Source organism: Mammaliicoccus sp. L-M44 (genome assembly GCF_022386355.1).
Taxonomy (GTDB): Bacteria; Bacillota; Bacilli; order Staphylococcales; family Staphylococcaceae; genus Mammaliicoccus; species Mammaliicoccus sciuri_A.
The window spans coordinates 24,844-50,213 of record NZ_JAJNIU010000012.1 but is presented as its reverse complement, the minus strand read 5'-3'; the positions used below and the strand labels follow the sequence as shown (position 1 = coordinate 50,213).

Here is a 25,370-nt window from a genome sequence, read left to right as displayed (position 1 = left end):
AAACCCGTGAAATCTTCACATTTCACGGGTTTCTTTCTATTTACATCATCATTTGCGGGTTAATGTCTATTTCTAGTGATAGTTTATCTTTTAAGTATTGCTCGTGATAATAATCATCTAAATATTGTAAGGCTGTTAATAAATCTGGTTCGTTCTTAAATTTAATTAATATTTGGAATCGATGTCTATTATTAATACGTGACAACGGGCTTGGTGATGGTCCTAATACAAAGGATTGTGTTGTAACGTGTTGCAACAATATACCATGTATATGCTTGGATGCTTTTAATACTTTTTTAATATCTGTATGACTAATAGTCAAATTCACAAGATAATAATATGGTGGGTACTTACCAATCTGTCTAAATTTCATTTCTTTTTGGTAAAAGGACATATAATCATTGCTTGTGACATCTAAGATAGCGTAATGATCTGGATTATATGTTTGAATCATGACTTCGCCTTGTTTCTCATGTCGCCCTGCTCTACCTGCAACTTGAGTCAGTAATTGGAATGTCTTTTCACTCGATCTGAAATCTGGCAAGTTTAACATCGTATCTGCATTAAGTACGCCTACTAATGTAATATTTTCAAAGTCCAGTCCTTTAGCAATCATCTGTGTCCCTAACAGAATATTTGCTTCTTGATTCCCGAAAGCTGTTAATAATTTTTCGTGAGCTCCTTTTTTCGAAGTGGTATCGACATCCATTCTAATAACTTTAGCGCGTTCGAATGTGTCATATATAATTTCTTCGACTTTCTGCGTGCCAACACCCATTTGTCGTATATGTTCACTTTCACAACTTGGACATCTTTGAGGCATAGGTTCACTGTATCCACAATAATGACATTTTAAATCATCATGTGTCTTGTGATATGTAAGCGAGATATCACAATTTGGACATTGTGGTACGTGTCCGCAATCTCTACATAATACAAATGATGAATGTCCTCTTCTATTTAAGAACAATACAATTTGTTCCCCTTTATCAATGCGATCTTGAATAGCTTTAGTCAGGTCATTAGAGAACATCGAACGATTACCTTCTTGAAGTTCTTCCCTCATATCAATGAGTTCAATTTCAGGCATTTTCTGTTGATTTACACGATCTGGTAATCCTAAATATTGATAAACATTTTTCTCTGCACGTGCAAAAGTTTCTAGACTTGGTGTAGCTGATCCTAATACGACTGGGCATTTGTGATATTCACTTCTCCATATCGCGATTTCTCTTGCATGATATCTCGGATAATCTTCTTGCTTATACGTTGCTTCATGCTCTTCGTCAATGATAATAAGACCTAATTTTTCAAATGGTGCAAAGACACTTGATCTTGCACCGACTGAAACACTCGCTTTACCATCTCTTATTTTTTGCCATTCATCGTACTTTTCACCTTTAGATAAACCGGAATGTAATACAGCAACTTCATCACCAAAGCGCGCTTTAAATCGGTTAACCATTTGAGGTGTTAATGCAATTTCAGGTACAAGCATAATCGCCTGTTCACCTTTTTTAAGTACATTCTCAATAGTTTGTAAGTATACTTCTGTTTTCCCTGAACCCGTCACACCATGTAAAAGAAACGTCTTCGATTCATTATTACGAACCGCTTCATCAATCTGTGTAAAAGCTTCATGTTGCGCTTCAGTTAATGCTTTATTATGTTCTTTTTCAAAAATACGATGCTCATACGGATCTCTATTCATAATGCCATCGTATTTTTCTAATATTTGATTTTTAACAAGCGTATTGATACTCGATTCTGAGAAACCTTCTTCTTTTAATGTTCTGAGCATGACATCTTCTCGTCTATGTTCAATTAAATAGTTCATGACATCAAGTTGTTTTTCTTTTTTACTCAATGACATCAAAATCTCATCTAATCGATCTGTAGGGACGATTCTTACACAAGTTACATATTTTCTTGTAAGTTGTTGACCTACAATTGTGTCTTTTATAATTGCCTCATTTTCTACAAAGTCTTCTAAAATAGAAACAATTTGAAGTTGTTGCGCTTGTTCAAATGTTAAAATACCTTCTTTATTAAAATGATTTAAATATTGTGCAGGAATCCCTTCTGGATCAGCAACACAATATACTTTTTGATATTTAGCTTTGACAGCACTCGGTAACATAATTTCTAAAGCCGAAATACGCTTAACTAAGTGAAAGTTAGACATCCATTCACTCAGTTCAATGAGTTCCGCTGTTAACTCTGGTTTAAAATCTTTAACACGAATGATTGATTTTAATTTAGACTGATCAATGTCACTTGTTAATTCTTCACTTATGCCAATGACAAACCCTTGAATTTTACGTGGACCAAAAGGCACTTCAACTCTAACACCGACTTTGACGATATCTTCAATATCTTGCGGAATTAAATAATCAAATATTTTGTCGACATTTTTAGCTGGAATATCTACGACTACATTTGCAATCAATCTTCCCACCTACTAGTAATTTCATTTAAAATTTTGATGGCCACTTGTTGTTTAGAAGCTTTAGCAATTGGTACTTTATCTCCATTTGCAAAATACATATCTACTTCATTATCTGAAGATCTAAAACCAATTGCCTCATTCGCAACGTGATTGGCAACGATGACATCTGCATTTTTCTTTTTCAATTTACCCATTGCATATTCTTCGACATTATCTGTTTCAGCAGCAAATCCAACTAAATATTGCTTATCTTTATGTTCCCCTAAATATTTAAGGATGTCTGTCGTTCTTTTAAATGTAAGCTGTAAGTCGCCATCTTTCTTTTTCATTTTATGTTCAGAAGTTTCAACTGGTGTGTAATCAGCGACTGCTGCTGCTTTAATAATCATGTCCATATCATTCATACGTGATTTAACAGCTTGGAACATATCTTCAGCACTTGTTACTTGAACAAATTCTACGCCAACAGGTTGCGTTAAATTTGTCTCTCCACTTACTAACGTAACGTTCGCCCCTAAATCTCTTGCAGCTTCAGCTAATGCATAACCCATCTTTCCACTTGAACGATTTGTAAAATAGCGTACAGCATCTACTTTTTCAACTGTTGGTCCAGCAGTTACAAGTACGTTTTTACCTTTTAAAGCAAATGTTTGTGGTTGTGCTTGTTCTTTAAAATAATCATCAATAATTGTTAAAATGGTAATCGGTTCTTCCATTCTACCTCTTGCAACATAACCACAAGCTAAATAACCTTCCCCAGGCGCGATGAATTTATAACCATAATTTCTTAATCGAGACATATTTTCAACGGTAGAAGGATGTTCAAGCATATGAACATTCATTGCTGGTGCGATAAAAACAGGAGCAGTCGTAGCGAGTAATGTTGAAGTCACCATGTTATCTGCTAAGCCATTCGCTAATTTACTAATTGTATTAGCTGTTGCAGGCGCAACGATGACTGCATCAGCCCAGTCAGCTAACGTAATATGTTGAATTTCACTGACATCTTTTTCGTCAAAAGTATCTGTATAAACGTGATTGCGACTGATAGCTTGAAATGCCAATGGTGTCACAAACTGTTTCGCATGTTCAGTTAACATGACGCGCACTTGATAGCCGCTTTGTGTTAATTTGCTCGTTAAATCTATAGCTTTATAGGCAGCTATTCCCCCAGTTACAGCTAGAAGTATATTCTTCATTTGTGTACTCCTCCGATTAATTCGATTCTTAAACTTTATACTTATTATACATTCTTTAAAAAAGACTGTCATGAATCTAAATTACAATATACATATTCAATAAAAAGACCTTTCATGTATGGATTGGTCGTCCAAACATAAAAGGTCTTTCGTTAATTCAAATGATTAGTCTTCTAATTTAGCATATACTTTATGAGCTGCTATTTCTTCTAGTGCTTGACCTACATTTTTTAGTGAACGATATTCATCTAATAATAAACTGTCAGGGTGTTCTTGTAATTCACGTGCTCTCTTAGCTGCAGTTGTTACAACTAAATATTTAGAATTGATGCTGTCTTTTAATTCGTTTTGTGGTGGGTATAACATTATTTTTTTGCCTCCAATATCATTTTTCTGTAACGTGCTTCAACACGTTCTCTTTTTAAGTGTTCAGCTTCTACGATGGCTTGAATACGCTCTTTCGCTAATTCAACTTCATCGTTTACAACAACATAATCGTAAAGGTTCATCATTTCAACTTCTTTACGCGCTTCAAGAATTCGGTTCTGGATGATTTCATCTGATTCAGTTCCGCGACCGACAAGTCTTTCTTTCAAATGTTCAAGACTTGGTGGTGCTAAGAAAATAAATAATGCTTCAGGGAATTTCTTTCTAACCTGTTTCGCACCTTCTACTTCTATTTCTAAAAATACATCATAACCGTTATCCATCGTATCTCTTACGTATTGTACTGGCGTACCATAGTAATTACCAACATACTCAGCATACTCTATAAATTGGTCATCAGCAATTAAAGCTTCAAATTCTTCTCTTGATTTAAAGAAATAATCTACGCCATCTGTTTCGCCTTCACGCATGTTTCGAGTAGTCATAGAGATAGAATATTTAAAATCCGTACTCGGATCATCAAATATTGATTTACGTACTGTTCCTTTACCAACTCCAGATGGGCCAGAGAGCACTATCAGTAACCCTTTTTCTATGTTCATGTCAAACGACCTTTCCTAATGAATACTAACGATTTATTATCATTTTGTTTTTTTATATCTTACCATATTTCAATTCTATATGGCTAGAGACGTTTAAAGATTAAACAGAATTATACTCATTTAATCCCTTACATGTTACAATAAATTGACTTTTGATAAAGGTGTGAATGCAAATGGCTTTTGATGGCTTATTTACTAGAAAGATCGTTGAAGATATACAATCGCTCGTAACTGGGCGAATTCATAAAATTACTGAACCTAGTAATGACACAATTATATTAACAATTCGAAGTGAACGAAAAAATAAACAATTACTATTATCAACACATGCAAATTTCAGTCGTTTTCACTTAACTGCTGAAAAATTTGATAATCCTTTCGACCCACCAATGTTTCTTAGAGTACTACGTAAACATTTAGATGGCGGCATTATTCAAAGTATTACTCAAATTGGTAATGACCGACTAGTAGAGATCGATGTTCATTCTCGAGATGAAATTGGTGATTTAAGAAAACGAACAATCGTATTAGAAATTATGGGTAGACATAGTAATATCATTTTAATTGATGGCGACCGTAAAATTATCGACGGCTTTAAACATCATACACCTAATACTAATACTGCTCGTACAATTATGCCAGGTTTCAAATATGAATATCCACCTACTGTTAAAAAATTAAATCCTTTCGAAGTGGATGATATTAATAAATATATTGATTTTAATTCTGGTAAAATTGACCGACAGCTTCTTCAACAATTTGAAGGTTTTAGTCCACTTATAACAAAAGAGATTACATCTAGACGACCATTTATGAACCAAGAAACTTTAGTGAAAGCTTTTAATGAAGTAATGGATGAAGTTCAACAATCACCTAATCCTGTTATTTACAGTGATGATTCGACTGGCAAAGAAATTTTCTACTTTATGCCGTTACGTTCTTATGGAAATGACTATATGTCCTTTAATGATTTACACGAATGTTTAGATAGATTTTATGAATCACGCGGTGAAAGAGAACGCGTTAAGCAACGTGCATTAGATTTGGTTAAAATTGTCGACCAACATCTTCAAAAAAATCGCCATAAACTAGAGAAATTAATTAATGAGCGAGAAGCGGCTCGTAACAAAGATGAGCAACAATTATTTGGAGAATTAATAACGGCGAATATGTATCAAATTAAACAAGGTGACAAATCGTTGGAAACTATTAATTATTATAACAATGAGCCTGTTACGATACCTTTAAATCCAACGAAATCACCTTCAATGAATGCTCAATATTATTACAAACAATATAACAGACTTAAGACACGTGAAATAGAATTAGATAAACAAATCAAATTGACACAATCTAATATCTTATATTTCGAATCATTAGAACAACAACTTGCACATATTTCTGTTGATGATATTGATGACATTAGAGAAGAATTAGAAGATCAAGGTTTTGTGAAGAAACGTAAAAATAAGAAAAAGAAAAATTCTAACAAAATTACGTTAACGACATTTATTTCTACAGATGGTCAAACGATTTTATTAGGTAAAAATAATAAACAAAACGATTACTTAACACATCGTGTCGCAAGAAAAAATCAATTATGGTTCCATACGAAAGATATTCCAGGTTCACATGTTGTCATACAAGAAGATGAACCCACGCAAAAAACAATCGAAGAAGCGGCAATGATTGCCGGGTATTATTCTAAAGCAAGTCAATCAGGTCAAATTCCTGTTGACTACACTGCTATAAAGAATGTCCATAAACCGAGTGGTGCTAAACCAGGATTTGTCACTTACGACAGTCAAACAACACTTTATGTAACGACTGATTATGACGACATTAAAAAATTACTTAAAAAATAACAAAAACTTTCATAACTTGATTGGCCAGAAATCAGTTTCAAAGGCTTATCAGTTATGAAAGTTTTTCTTTTATATATTGCATTTATGACTGTTGTTCAGGTAAAGCAAGTTGGAAATTCACGCCAAATTTATCTTGAACCCATGCAAACTCTCTAAATGTTGGCGGTAATTCTGTTTTCGGCATGAGAATCGCGCCACCAGATTTAAGTTTAGAATATAAATGTTCCATTTCCATTGCTGATTCACACGTTACATATAATGACATTGCAGGATTCATCTCAATTTCAACACCATTTGTTTGATCGATTCCCATAAATATTTGTCCATTTATTTTAAATATAGAATGTTGAACAGTCCCAGGTTCACCAGGTCCTTCTTCACCATACTTAACTAATGTCAATATTTCACTATCTTTAAAAATAGACGTATAAAAATTAATCGCTTCTTCAGCTTCACCGTTAAACATTAAAAATGTCGTAATTTTTGGTATCATTCAATAAACACTCCATCAACAGATTTTAATCATTTTTTAAATCGTATATTATTTAGTATAATCTTATTAAGCTTTAAAGACAAAGGAGAGATTTTATGTCACTTTCATTATTGTTACCGATCGTTATTATGTTAGCCATCATCATTGTCGGATATATATTTATTAAACTATTTATGGATTAAAATACTACATAAAGAAATGCTTGGAACAATGTCCAAGCATTTCTTTTTTATTATATTTCAATTATTTACTTGCTACTAAATCTATTCCAAATAACCATGGAACCATGAACCATACAAATCCGACGATAATTACACAGCTGATTAAGTTTAACCAAAATCCGGCTGTCGCCATTTCTCGAATGGTTACTTTGTCTGTACCAAATACAATCGCATTTGGTGGAGTACCAACTGGTAACATAAATGCACAGTTTGCAGCCATTGCTGCCGGAATCATTAATGCTAGTGGATGAACATGAATACCAACTGCAATTGTAGCTAAAATTGGTAAGATCATTGTAGCCGTTGCAGTATTAGATGTAATTTCAGTTAAGAATAATACAAACATCGTGACAATTCCGATGATTAAAATAACATTCACACCATCTAATCCTGAAATTTGTTTACCCATCCATTTATCTAATCCACTTTCTGTAATGGCAGAAGCCACTGCTAAACCACCACCAAATAGTAACAAAATGCCCCACGGTAAATCTTTAGCAATTGACCAATCAAGAATTCTAGCAAATTTGCGTCTTGCTGGAATTAAGAAAAGTATAACAGCAATAAACATTGAAATTGTGCCATCTTTAACCAATTCTGTAAAAGGTAATTGTGCTAATAAAAACTCTCTAGATACCCATAAAAATGCTGCTAAACAGAATAGTGTGAATACAACTTTTTCTTCATAAGTCGTCTTACCTAAAGACTTTAACTCTCTTGTAATAATTTCTTTTCCACCTGGAAGTTCTTTCATGTCATGTTTAAATACTACAAAATTTAAATATGCCCAAGTTATCGCGAGTATGATAATGACTGTAGGTACACCCATAACCATCCATTGACCAAAGCCAATTTCTTCTCCGAAAATCTTCTCGTATTGACCTTTCAATATAATTAGTGGCGGTGTCCCAATTAAAGTTCCCAATCCTCCGATTGTACCTGCATAACCGATACCAAGTACGAGTGATTTTTCAAATTGTGATAAATTGTGATTGTCATTGCCTTCAGCTGTTAATTCATTCGCTTCTTTAATAATTGCCATACCGATTGGAATCATGATCATTACGGCTGCTGTGTTTGAAACAAACATCGATAAAGCACCCGTTGCAATCATAAATCCTAATAAAATTCTACCTGTACTCGTACCAATACTTTTAATAATGACGAGTGCAATTCTTGTATGTAAATTCCATCTTTCCATCGCAATAGCAATAATGAAACCTCCTAAGAATAGGAATACAATATCATCTCCATATGCACTTGAAACGGTCGCGCTATCCATAATTCCGCCTAAAGGAAAAAGGAATAAAGGCATTAAGCTTGTTGCTGGAATAGGAATCGCTTCAGTAATCCACCATACAGCAATCCATAAAGTAGCTGCCATAACGTAGACACCATTTTGACTTAATCCATCTGCTTTAAAAAATAATAACACAACTAAAAATAGTAATGGCCCTAGTATTAACCCGATTAATTGTGCAGTATTATAAGCTTTTAATTCAGGATCTGGCTTATTTTGATTTTTCATTGCATCCGCAGAAAAGAATTTTAACATTTCTTTCGTACGTCCACTTTCTTTCCAAAGTTGATTCGTCAACTTATTGTCATGTTTATTCATAATTTTCGCCCCCTTTAAAAGTGTATACGTTTACATTTTAACAAAGGTTTTCTTCAATTCATACAATTTTCTGAATATTCATGGTATATATAAAAAAACTGCTGAAAAAATTGAATATCAATTTTTCAGCAGTTTTTTTACTTTTCTTCATGATAATCTTCAAAGAATCCTTTTGCTTCTAATTCTTTTTTGATACTTTTGAATATATTTTTGTCGCCTAAATCATATCTTCTCTGTCTATTCACGTTTGTGTTATTGGAATAACCGGTACGTTCGTACATATTTTCGTCTCTTACTTCATAGTGATTAAAGTCAGGTTTCGCATTAGAATCTTTTTTAAGAAAATCATTAATATGTCCCCATTTTTTTATCTGCTCTTGTTCTTCGGCTGCAGATAATTTATGTTGGCTTTCCATAAAGACCCCCCTTATCTTGACTTTATTATAAAGTATCTTTCCATGCTTTTAAAGTTTTTATATCTTTGTTTTCGATATAACCTTCTTTTTCAGCTACTGAAATCAGTTCATCATAATTAGACAAAGTATAGAATGGAACATTGATTTCTTTGAAAGCTTCTTCTGCTTTGTTAATACCATATGTAAAGATTGCAAATACCCCTAATACTTCCGCGCCATCTTCAATTAAAGCTTCCACAGCATTAATTGATGAACCACCTGTTGAAATTAAATCTTCAATTACAACTACTTTTTTCCCTTTGCTTAAAGCACCTTCGATTTGATTGCCTTTACCATGACCTTTACTTTTAGATCTCACATAGCTCATCGGTAATTTTAGTTGATCAGCAACAAATGCTGCATGTGGAATACCTGCTGTTGCCGTACCAGAAATAATTTCAACATCTTGAGCATGTTCTTTAATCAATTGAATTAAACCTTGATAAATATTTTCTCTAATTTCAGGATATGCTAATGTCACTCTATTATCACAATAAATCGGTGATTTTATGCCTGAACTCCATGTATATGGGTCCTCAGGTGAAAGTGTTACAGCTTTAATTTCTAATAATGATTGTGCAATATTTTGAGTCATATGAATTATCCTTCCCATCTTTGTAATATTTCGTGATATCTTGCTACTGGATCTTCATGTTGCGTAATTGAACGACCTACTACTATATGTGTTGAGCCTAATTTTTTAGCATCTTCTGGCGTTGTCACACGTTGTTGATCATGTGTCTTATCAGATTCTAAACGTATACCTGGTGTCACTTTCAAGAATGTTTCACCGATATGGTCTTGAATTAAAGTAGATTCTAATGGTGAACAAACGACACCATCAAGTCCTGCTTCATGTGCCATTTTTGCATAGTGCACGACTGATTCATTGATGGATGATTGAATATTTTGTTCATCTTTCATTTGTTGTTCTGTAGTAGAAGTTAACTGAGTTACAGCTATTAACTTAGCATTAGGATTTGTCTCACGTAAGCCTTCAAGTCCAGCAGCCATCATGTTTTTACCACCTGCTGCATGCACATTAATTAAGTCGATATTGAGTTTACCTAATCCTTTTAATGCGCCTTTAACAGTGTTTGGAATGTCATGTAACTTTAAATCTAAAAAGATATCATGACCTCTTTGTTTAATTCGATTGATCGCATCAGGACCATTTTGCAAATAAAGTTCCATACCTACTTTTACAAATAGTGGTTCATTAAATAAATCTAAAAATTGATCAACTTCCTCTAGAGTTGCAAAGTCTAATGCAATTATTGGTGTATTCTTCATGTTATTTGACAACTCCTTGTTGGTTATAAGTTCTACCTTTAAGTTCTGTAATATGTTCAACGCCTAATTGGTCGAGTAATGTAGGTAATTCATCAATAATATCTTTACATACTGTTGGATTTTCAAAGTTTGCTGTTCCAACTGCTACTGCATCAGCACCAACTGAAATATAATCAATGACATCTTGAGCCGTTCTTACGCCACCCATTGCGATAATTGGAATATCAACATGTTGACTTACTTCATATACCATTCTTAATGCAACTGGCTTGATTGCTGGTCCACTTAGTCCACCTATAACATTACTTATGATTGGTTTTCCAGTCTTCGCATCGATTCTTAATCCTACTAAAGTGTTGATCATCGTTATACCATCAGCGTATTCTGCAATAGCTTTCGCCATTTCTACAATATTTGTTACATTAGGTGATAACTTTACATACACAGGCACTTCTGAAACAGCTTTTACTTTTCTCGTCAGTTCTTTAGCCACCTCAGGAACAGTACCAAATTGAATCCCACCTTCTTTAACATTTGGACATGAAATATTCAATTCTAGTGCATGAACATTTGAAGCTTGTGAGATATGTTTGGCTACGTAAACATATTCTTCTTCAGTAGAACCTGCTACATTAGCAATAATGGGTACATCATATTGTTCAAGGTATTTCAATTCATGTTCAATAATATGGTGAACACCTGGATTTTGAAGGCCAATAGCATTAATCATACCACTTGCAGTTTCAGCGACACGTGGCGCTTCATTACCGTATCTTGCAAATTGAGTTGCTGCTTTAATCATGATTGCGCCAAGTTCTGACAAATCATAAAACTGGCTGAATTCTTTTCCGAAAGCAAAGCATCCACTTGCTGGCATGATTGGATTTTTCAAATTTAATCCTGGTAGCGAAATATTTAATCGACTCATATGATGACAGCTCCTTTTTCAAATACGGGACCGTCTGTACAAACTTTGACATAACCCGCTTCATTATCAGTATGGCAAACACATGCATAGCAAGCACCGATGCCACAACCCATACGTTCCTCGAGTGAAATATAACCTTTCACATCACTTAATTGAAGTGTTAAAGCTTTCAACATTGCTTTTGGTCCACAGCTGTAAAAAATATCGAAGGGTGTGTCTAAATTTTCAATAACAGTTGTAACAAATCCTTTAGTACCAAGCGTTCCATCTGCAGTTGCAACATACGTATCACCTAGCGCACTAAATTCGTCTATATAAAATGCATCTTTAGCACTTTGAAAACCTAATACGTGAATTGTCTTTATACCTCTAGCATTGAGCTGTTTAGATAATTCGTACATAGGTGGCACGCCAATACCACCTCCGACTAGTAAGGCAGTATTTTGCGCTTCAGCAACTGGGAATCCGTTCCCTAAAGGTGCAATCACATCAATTGGATCGCCTTGTTTTAATTGTGAAATCAATTCTGTACCGTGTCCTTCTCTTCTAAAAAGCATTGTAAATGTTTCTTCTTCACGGTTCACTTCACAAATTGAAATTGGTCTTCTCAACATATGTTCAGTTCCTGTACCAGCTTTAATATGAACAAACTGTCCAGGTTTTTTCATATTTTTCGTAAGATTTCCATGTACTTTTAATTCAAAAATAGCATCTGCTATTTGATTATTTGATACAACTGTCATTATCTCGGACATTATAATCCCCCCACTACATTTGTTCAGTTCTAAATGTCATACTTTCCACTACATCTGCTAAAGCATTTGCCGTATCGAGTGATGTTAAACATGGTATACCATTTTCTACTGATTCACGTCTAATTTGGAATCCGTCTCTTTCGTATACTTTACCTTTTGTCATTGTGTTGACCACAAGTTGTACTTCACCTTTTTGTATTACAGATAGCAAGTCATGTTCGCCGCCTATTTTACCAACCGTATACACTGGGATGTCATGATCTTTAAAGTATTGTGCAGTACCTTCAGTTGCAAAAATTCTATAACCAATCTCATGAAATCTCTTAGCGATTGTTAATGCTTCTGCTTTATCTTTATCACTTACAGTAAATAATGCTGTACCTTGATCTTGTACTTTTAAACCACTTGCTGTTAAACCTTTATATAATGCTTTTTCTAAAGTACTGTCTTTACCCATTACTTCACCTGTCGATTTCATTTCAGGTCCTAATGTGATATCAACATTTTTAAGTTTATTAAAGCTGAATACTGGTGCTTTAACATATACACCTTCTTTATATGGTGCTAATCCACTTTCATATCCTTGTTCTTTCAACGTGATGCCTGCAATTGCTTTAGTAGCAATCTTAGCCATTGGAATTTCAGTAATTTTACTTAAGAATGGTACTGTACGACTTGCTCTTGGATTAACTTCCAGTACAAATACTTCTCCTTTAGAAAGCACAAACTGAATATTGATAAGTCCTACTATGTTTAAGCCTTTTGCCAATTTCGTTGTGTAATCAACTAGTAAATCAATTTCTGCATCCGTTAAAGTTTGAGGTGGATATACGGCAATTGAATCACCTGAATGGACACCCGCTCTTTCAATATGTTCCATAATACCTGGGATGACAACAGTTTCACCATCTGAAATTGCGTCTACTTCAATTTCTTTACCTGTTAAATAACGGTCAATCAGTACTGGATGCTCTGGGCTTGCTTTAACTGCTTGTTCCATATAATTTCTCAATTCAGGTTCAGCATATACAATTTCCATCGCTCTTCCACCTAGTACATATGAAGGTCTTACAACAACCGGATAACCAATTTCATTTGCGTTATCTATCGCTTCTTGAACTGAAGTCGCTGTTTTACCTAATGGTTGTGGTACATCAATTTTTTGTAATAAAGCTTCAAATTCTTTTCTATCTTCAGCTCTGTTAAGATTTTCAAGCGTCGTACCTAATATTTGAATACCTTTTTGTGCAATTTTATCTGCTAAATTGATTGCTGTTTGCCCACCAAATTGAACGACTACGCCTTTAGGTTGTTCGTGATTAATGATACTCATCACATCTTCTTCAGTCAGTGGCTCAAAGTATAACTTGTCAGATATCGAGAAGTCTGTTGAAACTGTTTCAGGGTTGTTGTTAATAATAATTGCTTCATAACCCGCTTCTTGAATAGCCCATACAGCATGTACAGTAGCATAATCAAATTCCACACCTTGTCCAATTCTAATTGGACCTGATCCTAATACGATGATTTTTTCTTTTTCAGTGACTATAGATTCATTTTCTTCTTCATAAGTACCGTAGAAATATGGTGTTTCTGATTCGAATTCTGCCGCACATGTATCTACTGTTTTGTAAACTGGGTTAATACCATGTTCTTGTCTTAAATCATATATGTCTCGCTCTGATTGTTCCCATCTATGTGCAATGACTTTATCACTAAAGCCGTATTGTTTCGCCCATAATAATGCGTCTAAATCGCTTTTTTTCTCTTTTAAATCGTGTTCAATATCGATGATGTGTTTGAATTTATTCAAGAAGAAATAATCAATTTGAGTTAATTCATGTATTCTTTCAAGTGATGTACCACGTCTAATTGCTTCGCCAATAAAGAATAATCTTTCATCATCTTGTGCTTTAATTCTCTCTTCAATAAAATCTAATTCAAATTCATCGCCATTTGGTAAACCTAAATGATGCACACCATATTCTAATGAACGAATCGCTTTTAATAATGATTCTTCATACGTTCTACCTATTGCCATGACTTCCCCAGTTGCTTTCATTTGTGTACCGAGATGACGTTCGCCTTTTTCGAATTTATCAAAAGGAAATCTTGGTATTTTAGAAACAACATAGTCTAGTGCTGGTTCAAATGCTGCATATGATGTACCTGTTACAGGATTTAACATTTCATCTAAAGTCATACCGATTGCTATTTTGGCAGCTAACTTCGCAATTGGATAACCTGTTGCTTTTGAAGCTAATGCTGACGACCTTGATACACGAGGATTAACTTCTATTATGTAGTAATCGAGTGATTTTGGATCAAGTGCTAATTGTACGTTACATCCGCCTTCAATTTTTAAAGCACGAATAATTTTGAGAGATACATCTCTTAACATTTGATATTCTACGTCTGATAATGTTTGACTTGGTGCAACTACGATTGAGTCACCTGTATGAATGCCAACTGGATCGATGTTCTCCATGTTACAAACTACAATGGCATTATCATTTTTATCTCTCATCACTTCGTATTCAATTTCTTTGTAACCTGCGATGGATTTTTCTAATAAACATTGTGTTACCGGGCTGTATTTCAAGCCATTTTGAACAACTTCTCTTAGTTCTTTTTCATCGTGACAAATTCCACCACCAGTACCACCCATCGTAAACGCAGGTCGCACGATTAGCGGGTAGCCAATTTCGTTCGCGAAATTTAAAGCCCCTTCAATATCATTCACGATATCACTTTCAGGTACTGGTTCATTTAATTCATTCATAAGTGTACGGAATAAATCTCTATCTTCAGCTTGTTCGATTGAAGATAGTTGTGTACCTAATAAACGTACGTTATTTTCTTCTAATACACCATTTTCGTGTAATTCAATTGCCATGTTCAAACCAGTTTGTCCACCTAAAGTTGGTAACAATGCGTCTGGTTGTTCTTTACGAATAATGCGACTCACAAAGTCTAAAGTTAAAGGTTCAATATATACTGTATCTGCTATTTCAGTGTCCGTCATAATTGTTGCTGGATTAGAGTTTACGAGTATTACACGATAACCTTCTTCTTTTAATGCTAAGCATGCTTGAGTGCCTGCATAATCAAATTCTGCAGCTTGACCTATAATGATTGGGCCAGAACCAATTACTAAGATGGATTTTATATCAGTTTGTTTAGGCATTGATTGTACGCTCCTTCGCTTTATGTAATTTAATCATTTCAATAAATTCATCGAATAAATAGTTTGAGTCGTGCGGTCCAGGTGATGCTTCTGGATGATATTGTACTGAAAATGCTGGATATTTTTTATGTCTTAATCCTTCAATTGATTTATCATTTAATGCGATATGCGTCACTTCTAAATCAGTTTGTGCAATAGACGCTTCATCAATTGCATAACCATGGTTTTGACTTGTTAAATCTACTTTTCCAGTTTGTAGATTTTGTACTGGATGATTGGCACCTCTATGACCAAATTTCATCTTATAAGATGTTGCACCTTGAGATAATGCGAACAATTGATGTCCTAAACAAATGCCGAAGAATGGTATTTTGCCGACTAGTTGTTTAATTGTTTGAATGGTTTCTTGCACACTTTCAGGATTCCCTGGTCCATTTGAAACCATTATGCCATCTGGTGAGATATTTAGTATTTCTTCAAATGATGTTTGATATGGTACGACTGTTACATCACAGCCTCTTCTATTAAGTTCTCTCACGATATTTTCTTTTTTACCGTAATCAATTAATACAACTTTATAGCCATCACCTGTTGAAATGTATGGTCTAACTGATGAAACTTGTTCAACTTCGTCCGTTCTTAACGATTCAGTATTTAAGCGCTGAACAAGCCTTTCTATTTCATCAACATTATCAGTAAATCCAGCTTTAAGGACACCGAATTTTCTAATTTTACGTGTTAAACTTCTTGTATCAACACCTGAAATACCTGGTATATGATAAAATTTTAACGTTTCATCTAAAGACTTACTTGATCTAAAGTTACTTGGGTAATCACAAGCTTCTCTCACAACAACACCATTTAAAGTTGGTGTTAATGATTCAAAGTCATCTCTGTTTATCCCGTAGTTACCAATAAGCGGGTAAGTAAATGTAATAATTTGTCCAGTATAAGATGGGTCTGAAATGGTTTCTTGATAACCTGTCATTGCTGTATTAAAAACAATTTCTCCAACTGTTAAATCATCTGAACCTAATGCATAACCTTTATATGTTGTACCATCTTCTAATACTAAGTATCTTTTATTTTTCATCTTATACTTCCTCCTTGAAGACAATTTCTCCATCACAAATTGTTAGAATTGGATATCCTGAAACGACTTCTCCTATAAATGGTGTGTTTGTACTCTTAGAAGCAAACTCTTCTGCTCGTATCGGTCTTTCTCTTTCCAAGTCTATAATAGTTAAGTCAGCGTAGCTTCCTTCTTCTAATCGACCATAAGGTAAGTTAAATGTTTCACTTGGCTTCGTTGTTAAAAATGCAACAAGTTGTTCTAATGTAAATTTACCTGTTTTCACAAAGTGCGTATATAATAATTGGAATGCTGTTTCGCTTCCTACTATTCCGAATGGTGCATCAATCATTGACACTTCTTTTTCTTCTTTAGCATGTGGTGCATGATCTGTTGCGATGCAATCAATTGTTCCATCTATTAAACCTTCGATTAAAGCATCTCTATCTTCTTTCGCTCTTAAAGGTGGATTCATTTTGTATATCGCATCGTCACCTGGTACGCCATCTTCTGTAAGTAATAAGTGATGTGGTGTAACTTCAGCTGTTACTTTAATGCCTGCTTTTTTAGCATCTCTTATGACACGTACACTTTCTTTTGTAGACACGTGACATACATGGTAATGACAATTTGCTGCTTCAGCTAATAACACGTCTCTAGCAATTTGTACCGCTTCGCAAATTGAAGGAATACCTGGAATGCCAAGTTCTTCACTTCGTTTACCTTCATGCATTGCACCACCATAAATTAATGAATTATCTTCGCAGTGTGCTACGATTGCTTTATCAATTTTAGCTGCTTCTTTCATAGCTTCGTACATCATTGAAGCTGTTTGTACACCTACACCATCATCAGTAAATTGGAACATGCCTCTATCTTTTAATGCTTTGAAATCAACATGTTCTTTACCAGCTTGTCTTACTGTAATTGATGCATAAGGTAAAACTCTTACCACTGCATGCTCATCAATGATTTTGTGAAGACGATCTAAATGTTCAACTGAATCTGGGACAGGCTTTGTATTAGGCATTGGACAAACTGTTGTAAATCCACCTCTTGCTGCTGCTTTAGTACCTGTTTCAATTGTTTCTTTATGTTCGCCACCAGGTTCTCTTAAATGTACATGTACATCAACAAATCCTGCTGAAATAAAATGTCCTTTCGCATCAATAACTTCTTGATTCTCTACTTCTATATAATCATCTATTTTTTTAATTTTGCCATCTTCAATTTCAATTTCCTTGTTAACTAATTGACCTTCTAATAAGATTTTTCCATTTTTGATTATAAGTGACATTTTACTTTTTCCTCCTTGTGATTAAGTACATCATGTATACATGCCATTCTAATGAACACGCCGTTCTCCATTTGTTTAAAAATTCTTGATTTCGAACTTTCTACAAGTGAAGTATCTATTTCAACACCTCGGTTGACTGGTGCTGGATGCATGACGATTGCATTGTCATGAAGTTTGTTATATCTATCTATCGTCAGTCCGTATGCATTGTGATAGTCTTCTTTACTAAACATTGTACCTGAATCATGTCTTTCATTTTGCACTCTTAACAACATACATACATCTACTTCATCTATCACATCATCAATTTCTACATATGGTACATCTGAAAAATTACATTTCCATTGTTCCGGTGCTGAGAACATTACTTCTGCACCAAGTTTCGTTAAAGCATCTGCATTACTTCTTGCTACTCTTGAATTTTTTATATCGCCTGAGATTAAAATTTTTAATCCTTCGAAGTAACCGTACTCCTCATATATTGTCATAATATCTAGAAGACTTTGAGTCGGGTGGTGGCCACTTCCATCTCCACCATTTAATACTGGAATATTAAGTCCTTGTAATGTGTCATAATATGCATTTTCACTATGTCTAATGACTAATGCGTCTACACCAATAGATTCTAAAGTTTTACAAGTATCATATAAAGATTCACCTTTTTGAACAGATGAAGTACTTATTTCAAAAGGAATGACTTCTAAACCTAATTTTCTTTCAGCCATTTCAAAACTACATTTTGTTCGTGTTGAATTTTCAAAGAATAAGTTTGCGACCGTCATGCCTTTACCAAAAGTTTCTGCACCATTTTCTTTAATGTCTTGTGCTTTCGTTATAATTTTCATGATATCGTCTTTAGTTAAATCAGTCATTGTTAATAAATTTTTCATATGACACGCCTCCTGAGAATTATTTTATTTTCTTTGGCAATATAAGATTGAGCAAGATACCTACTGTTGCTGCTAAAGCCATACCTTCAATGTTTAAATGTATGCCAATACCTGTGAAGTCTAAATGTGCTTTACCGATTCCTAATACGAGAATGACAGAAGCAATGATCAAGTTACGGTTGTCACCGAAGTCGATATTGTTCTCCACCAACATTCTCAAACCACTTGAAGCAATGATTCCGAATAATAGTATGGAAACACCACCCATAACTGGTGTTGGAATTGTTGAAATCATCGCTGTGAATTTACCAACAAATCCTAAGATTAGTGCAAGTACTGCTGCACCACCGATTACCCATATACTATAAATTCTTGTTATGGCAAGTACTCCAATGTTCTCGCCGTATGTCGTACTTGGTGGCCCACCAATAATTGAAGCCATCATCGTTGACACCCCGTCTCCTATTAATGAGCGGTGTAAACCTGGATCTTTGAAGAAGTTCTTACCGACAATTTTATTGATGACGATTTGATGACCGATATGCTCACTAACCGTTACAAAAACGATTGGCAGCATGATTAAGATAAGTCCCCATTGTAGCGATGGTGTGTAATCATGAAACGGTAAGTAAATATCAGGCATTTGAATCCATTTTGCTTTTGAAATCGGCGCTAAGTCCACAATTCCAAATAATAATGAAGATATATATCCAACAATAATTCCGATAAGTACAGGAATGATTGATAAGAATCCTTTGAAAAATACTGAAACGATAATTGTAGTAATTAATGTGATGAGTGCGACTGTAATGTAAATGCCACTATAGCCTTTCATTGCATTTGAATCTGTGTACATCGCCATGTTTACTGCTACCGGTGCTAATCCAAGTCCGATAACCATGATAACCGGTCCAACTACGACTGGAGGTAACAGATTAAGCAACCAATTCGTGCCAGTAACCTTTATAATCAATCCGATAATGACGTAAAGAACACCACTCATAAATAATGCGACAAGCATTTCACCAAGATCATGTGTCTTGAGTCCGACAATAATCGGCGTTATGAATGCAAAGCTCGAACCGAGATAAGCTGGTATCTTTCCTTTCGTTATCAGTATATAAAGTAGCGTTCCTAAACCTGATGCAATGAGTGCTGCTGAAACAGGTAAACCTGTTAGAAATGGTACAAGTACCGTTGCTCCGAACATTGCAAATAAATGCTGTGAGCTTAAGAAGAACCATTGTGATGCTTTAGGTTTATCATTAACATCTAGTATGGGTTCTACTGTTCGTTTAAACATTTTTTCATTATGTGACATTTCCATTCTCCTATTCAAAAAAAGATCCCTTCACAAGATATGCAAAGGGATCTATGTATACAGTGATACCTATAAAGGTATAGTTATCTCCTGTAACCATATAAGCTCCTTTGCCAGTCTCTCGTACTGATTTAAAAGGATTTATTTAATTTAATTTTACTGCTGTTTGTTGGTCGAACTCTTCTAGTTCAACGACAACTGATTCATTAGATGATGTTGGAACGTTCTTACCTACATAATCTGCTCTAATCGGAAGTTCTCTATGACCTCTATCGACTAAAGTTGCTAAACTTATTTTTCGTGGTCTTGCGTGATCTAATATAGCATCTAATGAAGCTCTTACAGTTCTACCTGTATAAAGGACATCATCTACAATTATGACATGCTTATCGTTAATATCTACATCGATATTAAATGATTTCACTTTAATCGTACCTTGCTGATTCTGAACATCGTCACGATAATGTGTAACATCAATTTCTCCGGTTGGTACTTGAACTTGTTCGATGTCTTGGATTTTCTGCTCAATTCTGTTAGCAAGAAATACACCTCTTGTCTTTACGCCTAACAAGACAATATCTTTAGTACCTTTGTTCTTTTCAAGTATTTCATGTGACATTCTTGTTAATGCTCTGTTTACAGCAGCATCATCCATGATTAACCTCTCAGCCATATTCAATCTCCTTCCACAAAAAAATACTCACGTCTTTAGAAGACATGAGTATACACTAGTACCATACAAAGATGGTCTACACGCTCATATTATGTCTTCTCAGCCTCTCTGGACTGTCTGTTAAAGACGCTTTAATTGTTAAAACAATAATATCGTTTTTTTCATATGATGTCAAAGTTTAAATAAAATTAAATAAGTATTATTACACGTTGTACTTATTTTTTATCTTCGCGATTTCTTAATTTCTCTAATAATGTTTCAAAATACTCTGGTAGTGGTGCTTCTTTTTCAATATATTCACCAGTAACTGGATGTTCAAATCCTAATAATCCAGCATGTAAAGCTTGTCCACCAATGTTCATTGTTTTCTTCGGTCCATATTTAGGATCGCCTACTAAAGGAAAACCAATATGTTTCATATGCACTCTGATTTGGTGAGTACGACCAGTTTCTAACTGACATTTAACCAATGTATATTTTTCGAACTTTTCAATTACATTAAAGTGCGTCACAGCTTCTTTACCATCATCCACAATCGCCATTTCTTGACGTTCTTTAGGATTTCTACCAATTGGCGCTTCAATTGTTCCAAATTCGTGAGGTATATTACCGTGTACAAGTGCTGTATATTCTCTTGTCACAGTTTTATCAACTAACTGTTCAACTAATCCTCTATGTGCAATATCGTTCTTAGCAATCATTAATAAACCAGATGTATCTTTATCTATACGATGCACAATACCAGGTCTAATTTCACCGTTAATACCAGATAAATCTTTAATTACATACATTAATCCGTTTACTAACGTACCTGTATAATGGCCAGGTGCTGGATGCACAACCATACCTTTAGGTTTATAAACGACCGCTACATCTTTGTCTTCATAATAAACCTCAATACCTAAATCTTCTGCGACAATATCAACTTCTTCTATTACTTTTTCAGTCGCAACAATAACATCATTAAGCTTCGTCTTATAATTTGCTTTAATGACTTTACCATTTACTTCAACTAAACCTAATTTAATCCAATCTTGAATTTGATTTCTTGACCAATCTGGATTCAAATCAGGTAATAATTTATCAATTCTTACACCAATTTCATTTTCTGTCTCTATCTTAAATTCAAATGTATTCAAGCTTTTTCCTCCTTGCCCTCAAATAAAATCACAATTATCAATACAATGACACCTAACGTTAAAGCAGCATCTGCTACATTAAATATCGGGAAATTATAGCTGAAAATATATGTATCAACAAAATCAACAACTTCTCCTCTAAACAAACGATCTATAAAGTTACCAATTGACCCTGCAATTAATAAACTTAGTCCAAGTTGAACATCAGGTCGTCCGTATCCTTCATTCTTAAAGAACATAAATAAAATAACAAGCACGACAATTGTTACGATATAAAATAACCACATTTTTCCTTGTAAAATCCCCCAAGCAGCACCTTGGTTTCTATGAGATGTAATATATAAAAAATTACTGATAACCTTTATAGACTCACCCACTTCTAAAGATTTAACAATTAAAAATTTAGTAAGTTGATCAAGCGCGATTAATATAATAATAAAAGTACTCCAAATCGGTACATTGTAACCTTTACGCATCTACTTTCCACTCCAATCTTGATTATTTTACCACATAACACGACCTAATTGTTAATATGATCTTTTAAATTACACATCTAATTCAAACACCACATCACATATATTTTCTCGTATAAACAAGAAACTAATAAACAAAATAAAAAGAGATCAAGCAACAACAATTGCTTAATCTTTATAATAAATATTCTTTTTTAACAATAAATTCGTAGATTATTAGAACATTCTATTTGAAACATGTACTAATAGTTACTTTAATATAAGTATAATAAAAATGATTCTATTTAAAAGTATTTTATAGTTCTCTTTATATGGTATTTAAGTCTTCTAATAGTTTTAGTATACTTTATGGAAAAGGAGGTTTCATATGTTTAAAACTCAAATAAATGATAACCTAAGCTTAAAAATTTTAGAAGATAATGATACTCAAGCACTTTTTGATATGATTGAAAATTCAAGAGAGTATTTAAGTGAATGGATACCTTTTGTAAAAAATGTACACGAACCAAAAGATATTAACCGTTTTATAAAGTCTGGGTTAAACCAATTTGCAGAAAATAATGGTTTTCATTGTGGAATTTGGTATAACAATAAATTAGTTGGTGTAATCGGATTGCTCTCTATCAACTGGACAACTAGAAAAACATCAATAGGTTATTATCTAGATCAGAACTATCAAAAGTTAGGTATAATCACGACCTGTTTAAAATTCTTGATTGATTATTGTTTTACAGAATTGAATCTAAATAAAATAGAAATAAAAACATCGACAAATAACATTAAAAGCCAAAAGATTCCAATGAAATTAGGATTTAAAAAAGAAGGCACTTTAAGACATGATCAAAGAATTAATGATCAATACTTAGATAGCGATGTTTTCGGTTTACTAAAAATAGAGTATATAAATTAATTCATATTATTAATTGAAAGAAACATACATACATATAAATTTATAAGCTATATATAGTCTAATTATCTTAATTTTTATCTTGATACAATCCATTATTCTTTGATATATCGTTTACTGACCTGCATTATAAAAAGGAGCCTTGTACCTGCATGTATAAGACTCCTTTTGTAATTAAAATATATGTTTTTGTAGATCCTATCTATATTCAATACTTAATGATTTTTCATTTTACTTTCTCTTAATATTATCATTTTTTAAAATAAACATTAAACTTACGCGACAATCTATAAATAACAAGAAAAATAAAAGCAGATAAAATGACTAAACCATTACGTAACCACGTACTATCACTCTCACCCGTTTTAGGTAATTCTTTTTGTTGTTTATCTGATTTATTATCTGCAGATTTAGCTTTACTATCAGAACCCTTAGCCTCTACACCTTTATTGCTATCTTCTTTTTTTACATCAACTTTTTTAGAAACATCAGAAGATTGAGGCTCAGACTTTTGATTATTCACTGCCACTTTATTTTGATTATCTGTATCTTTCTTATCAACCACATTACTTTGACTATCTGATTTTTTATCAACTTTCGCATTATCCTTAGTCGGTTGATCTACTTTAACAGGAACACCTTGTTTTGGTTGATCTGATTTAGACTGATTGTCAGTAGCGTTTTTATTTGGTTCTTTTTGACCATTTGGTTGATTAGTTTTAGGCTCAACTTTTTGAACATCTGTTTTTTTATCATCAGAAGTTTTATCAGACTTAGGAACAAATGTTACACCATCTAATGGTCTAGGATGCTCACCAACTAATAAATCAGCTACTTTACCTTTTGATGCATAAAAATCATAGTATGCCCATTGATCCTTAATATGTTTATATTTAGGATTGACTTCTTTTGTTTCAACTCCATCTTTATATATAATAATCAGCTGGTTTTGGTGCAACGACTTCTTGTTCTATTTCCTCAGGTATAGTCATTGATCCATCAGAATTTATATAAACAGGACTTGCTTTACCACCGGATTTGAACACATACTTCACAGGTTTATCTTGTTTCACTTCTTCTGCATTAACTTTACCTATTAAAGGTGTTGTTACTGTTGTACATAATAATGTTGATAAAAGTATTTTCTTTAACATAAACTTCTCCCCTTAATTATTCATAACTAAGAAAATTATGCTTTTGATTTACGGTTTATTGTATAAAGGCCAATTAATGATAAGCCAACTAATGATAATAATCCTACTTGTATCCATGGATTTTCACTCTCACCCGTTTTAGGTAATTCTTTTTGTTGTTTATCTGACTTATTATCAGCAGATTTAGCTTTACTATCAGAACTCTTAGCCTTCACATCTTTATTATTTTCTTCTTTTTTCACATCAACTTTTTTAGAAACATTAGATGATTGAGGTTCAGACTTTTGATTATTCACTGCTACTTTATTTTGATTATTAGATTTATTATTAGCTACAGCTTTATTATCTTTATTTGTATCAGATTTATTTTGTTCAGTAGCATCCTTCTTATCAACTACATTACTCTGAGTATCAGATTTTTTATCAATCTTAGCATCATCTTTAGCCGGTTGGTCTACTTTAGTAGGAACATCTTGTTTTGGTTGTTCTGTCATAGACTGATTGTCAGTAGCGTTTGTATTAGGCTCTGTTTGATCATTTTTAGGTTTATCTTTTTGGTCATCTGCTTTTTGATCATCAGATGTATTATCAGACTTAGGATCGTATGTTACACCATCTAATGGTCTAGGGTGTTCGCCTACGAAAAGGTCATTTACTTTACCTTTAGATTTATAGAAATCATAATATCCCCATTGATCCCAAATGTGCTTATATTTAGGATTTAATTCATTCGTTGGCACACCATCCTTATAAATAAAAAAATCTACTGGTTTTGCATCAATTTCTAATATTTCACCACCCTGTTCAGGTACAGTCATTGAACCGTCAAAGTTCACACCTATTGGGGATCTCATTCCTCCATTATGAAACACATACTTCACAGGTTTGTCTTGTTTCATTTCTTCTGCATTAACTTTACCTATTAAAGGTGTTGTTACTGTTGTACATAACAATGTTGATAAAAGTATTTTCTTTAACATAGTTTTCGCTCC

The 25,370-nt window shown here is 33.7% G+C and carries 24 protein-coding genes; 2 read left to right on the top strand and 22 right to left on the bottom strand.

Annotated features, from left to right (window positions below):
* Nucleotides 1-40 precede the first annotated feature (40 nt).
* From priA to gmk, 4 genes are all read right to left on the bottom strand, one after another.
* A complete protein-coding gene (gene priA / locus LQ611_RS08225) occupies nt 41-2,449 on the bottom strand; it encodes a primosomal protein N' (RefSeq protein ID WP_107565734.1) in 2,409 nt (802 codons plus the stop codon).
* Nucleotides 2,446-3,648 carry a bifunctional phosphopantothenoylcysteine decarboxylase/phosphopantothenate--cysteine ligase CoaBC gene (gene coaBC, locus LQ611_RS08220; protein WP_107590850.1) on the bottom strand — a complete coding sequence of 401 codons (1,203 nt, stop codon included), beginning with the start codon at nt 3,646-3,648 and terminating at the stop codon, nt 2,446-2,448. Before coaBC ends, priA begins: the two co-directional genes overlap by 4 nt.
* A 165-nt stretch (nt 3,649-3,813) precedes the next feature.
* Nucleotides 3,814-4,014, bottom strand: coding sequence for a DNA-directed RNA polymerase subunit omega (gene rpoZ, locus LQ611_RS08215; protein ID WP_016911048.1), 201 nt, complete (start codon nt 4,012-4,014; stop codon nt 3,814-3,816).
* The gene (gene gmk, locus LQ611_RS08210; RefSeq protein WP_025904573.1) at nt 4,014-4,637 is read right to left on the bottom strand and encodes a guanylate kinase; all 624 of its coding nucleotides are present in this window, start codon (nt 4,635-4,637) and stop codon (nt 4,014-4,016) included. The genes rpoZ and gmk overlap by 1 nt, the downstream gene beginning before the upstream one ends.
* A 173-nt stretch (nt 4,638-4,810) precedes the next feature.
* Here gmk and LQ611_RS08205 point away from each other — a divergent pair, with 173 nt between their 5' ends.
* A complete protein-coding gene (locus tag LQ611_RS08205; RefSeq protein ID WP_210141417.1) occupies nt 4,811-6,502 on the top strand; it encodes an Rqc2 family fibronectin-binding protein in 1,692 nt (563 codons plus the stop codon).
* 82 nt (nt 6,503-6,584) lie between these two features.
* Here the strand turns inward: LQ611_RS08205 and LQ611_RS08200 are convergent, their stop codons facing one another.
* The 15 genes from LQ611_RS08200 to lspA all read right to left on the bottom strand — a co-directional run bounded on the left by LQ611_RS08200 (nt 6,585) and on the right by lspA (nt 22,320).
* Entirely contained in the window at nt 6,585-6,995 is a 411-nt protein-coding gene (locus LQ611_RS08200) for a VOC family protein (RefSeq protein WP_025904575.1), read from the bottom strand.
* A gap of 243 nt (nt 6,996-7,238) precedes the next feature.
* Nucleotides 7,239-8,834 (bottom strand): SLC13 family permease, encoded by a 1,596-nt coding sequence (locus tag LQ611_RS08195; protein WP_176698802.1) that lies wholly within the window; start codon nt 8,832-8,834, stop codon nt 7,239-7,241.
* A gap of 137 nt (nt 8,835-8,971) precedes the next feature.
* Nucleotides 8,972-9,250 carry a hypothetical protein gene (locus tag LQ611_RS08190; RefSeq protein ID WP_058612446.1) on the bottom strand — a complete coding sequence of 93 codons (279 nt, stop codon included), beginning with the start codon at nt 9,248-9,250 and terminating at the stop codon, nt 8,972-8,974.
* 25 nt (nt 9,251-9,275) lie between these two features.
* Nucleotides 9,276-9,884, bottom strand: coding sequence for an orotate phosphoribosyltransferase (pyrE, locus tag LQ611_RS08185; RefSeq protein WP_058612445.1), 609 nt, complete (start codon nt 9,882-9,884; stop codon nt 9,276-9,278).
* Nucleotides 9,885-9,889: 5 nt separating this feature from the next.
* A complete protein-coding gene (gene pyrF / locus LQ611_RS08180) occupies nt 9,890-10,582 on the bottom strand; it encodes an orotidine-5'-phosphate decarboxylase (RefSeq protein WP_107572717.1) in 693 nt (230 codons plus the stop codon).
* A 1-nt stretch (nt 10,583) separates the two neighbouring features.
* Entirely contained in the window at nt 10,584-11,510 is a 927-nt protein-coding gene (locus LQ611_RS08175; RefSeq protein ID WP_058612443.1) for a dihydroorotate dehydrogenase, read from the bottom strand.
* The gene (locus LQ611_RS08170) at nt 11,507-12,265 is read right to left on the bottom strand and encodes a dihydroorotate dehydrogenase electron transfer subunit (protein WP_129407292.1); all 759 of its coding nucleotides are present in this window, start codon (nt 12,263-12,265) and stop codon (nt 11,507-11,509) included. Before LQ611_RS08170 ends, LQ611_RS08175 begins: the two co-directional genes overlap by 4 nt.
* Before the next feature lie 13 nt (nt 12,266-12,278).
* The gene (gene carB / locus LQ611_RS08165; RefSeq protein WP_129407291.1) at nt 12,279-15,452 is read right to left on the bottom strand and encodes a carbamoyl-phosphate synthase large subunit; all 3,174 of its coding nucleotides are present in this window, start codon (nt 15,450-15,452) and stop codon (nt 12,279-12,281) included.
* Nucleotides 15,445-16,545 carry a carbamoyl phosphate synthase small subunit gene (locus tag LQ611_RS08160; protein WP_204183948.1) on the bottom strand — a complete coding sequence of 367 codons (1,101 nt, stop codon included), beginning with the start codon at nt 16,543-16,545 and terminating at the stop codon, nt 15,445-15,447. Before LQ611_RS08160 ends, carB begins: the two co-directional genes overlap by 8 nt.
* Nucleotide 16,546: 1 nt before the next feature.
* Complete coding sequence (locus tag LQ611_RS08155; RefSeq protein WP_151359388.1) at nt 16,547-17,821, bottom strand: dihydroorotase; 1,275 nt, start codon at nt 17,819-17,821, stop codon at nt 16,547-16,549.
* Complete coding sequence (locus LQ611_RS08150) at nt 17,809-18,711, bottom strand: aspartate carbamoyltransferase catalytic subunit (protein ID WP_151359389.1); 903 nt, start codon at nt 18,709-18,711, stop codon at nt 17,809-17,811. Before LQ611_RS08150 ends, LQ611_RS08155 begins: the two co-directional genes overlap by 13 nt.
* A 19-nt stretch (nt 18,712-18,730) precedes the next feature.
* Nucleotides 18,731-20,032 carry a solute carrier family 23 protein gene (locus tag LQ611_RS08145; protein ID WP_239709523.1) on the bottom strand — a complete coding sequence of 434 codons (1,302 nt, stop codon included), beginning with the start codon at nt 20,030-20,032 and terminating at the stop codon, nt 18,731-18,733.
* 145 nt (nt 20,033-20,177) lie between these two features.
* Nucleotides 20,178-20,705 carry a bifunctional pyr operon transcriptional regulator/uracil phosphoribosyltransferase PyrR gene (pyrR, locus tag LQ611_RS08140; RefSeq protein WP_129407332.1) on the bottom strand — a complete coding sequence of 176 codons (528 nt, stop codon included), beginning with the start codon at nt 20,703-20,705 and terminating at the stop codon, nt 20,178-20,180.
* Between the two features lie 215 nt (nt 20,706-20,920).
* Nucleotides 20,921-21,844: an RluA family pseudouridine synthase gene (locus LQ611_RS08135; protein ID WP_049319184.1), complete on the bottom strand. Its 924-nt coding sequence runs from the start codon at nt 21,842-21,844 to the stop codon at nt 20,921-20,923.
* Complete coding sequence (gene lspA / locus LQ611_RS08130; RefSeq protein ID WP_088592408.1) at nt 21,841-22,320, bottom strand: signal peptidase II; 480 nt, start codon at nt 22,318-22,320, stop codon at nt 21,841-21,843. The genes LQ611_RS08135 and lspA overlap by 4 nt, the downstream gene beginning before the upstream one ends.
* A gap of 364 nt (nt 22,321-22,684) precedes the next feature.
* Here lspA and LQ611_RS08125 point away from each other — a divergent pair, with 364 nt between their 5' ends.
* Nucleotides 22,685-23,227 (top strand): GNAT family N-acetyltransferase, encoded by a 543-nt coding sequence (locus LQ611_RS08125; protein ID WP_210141415.1) that lies wholly within the window; start codon nt 22,685-22,687, stop codon nt 23,225-23,227.
* Nucleotides 23,228-23,474: 247 nt separating this feature from the next.
* On the opposite strand, the gene LQ611_RS08120 is transcribed toward LQ611_RS08125, so the two are convergent.
* The 3 genes from LQ611_RS08120 to LQ611_RS08110 are packed head-to-tail and all read right to left on the bottom strand — an operon-like array spanning nt 23,475 to nt 25,358.
* Entirely contained in the window at nt 23,475-24,182 is a 708-nt protein-coding gene (locus LQ611_RS08120) for a hypothetical protein (RefSeq protein ID WP_239709521.1), read from the bottom strand.
* The gene (locus LQ611_RS08115) at nt 24,151-24,378 is read right to left on the bottom strand and encodes a hypothetical protein (RefSeq protein WP_239709520.1); all 228 of its coding nucleotides are present in this window, start codon (nt 24,376-24,378) and stop codon (nt 24,151-24,153) included. The genes LQ611_RS08120 and LQ611_RS08115 overlap by 32 nt, the downstream gene beginning before the upstream one ends.
* A gap of 35 nt (nt 24,379-24,413) precedes the next feature.
* Nucleotides 24,414-25,358 (bottom strand): LPXTG cell wall anchor domain-containing protein, encoded by a 945-nt coding sequence (locus LQ611_RS08110; protein WP_239709519.1) that lies wholly within the window; start codon nt 25,356-25,358, stop codon nt 24,414-24,416.
* Between the last annotated feature and the right edge of the window lie 12 nt (nt 25,359-25,370).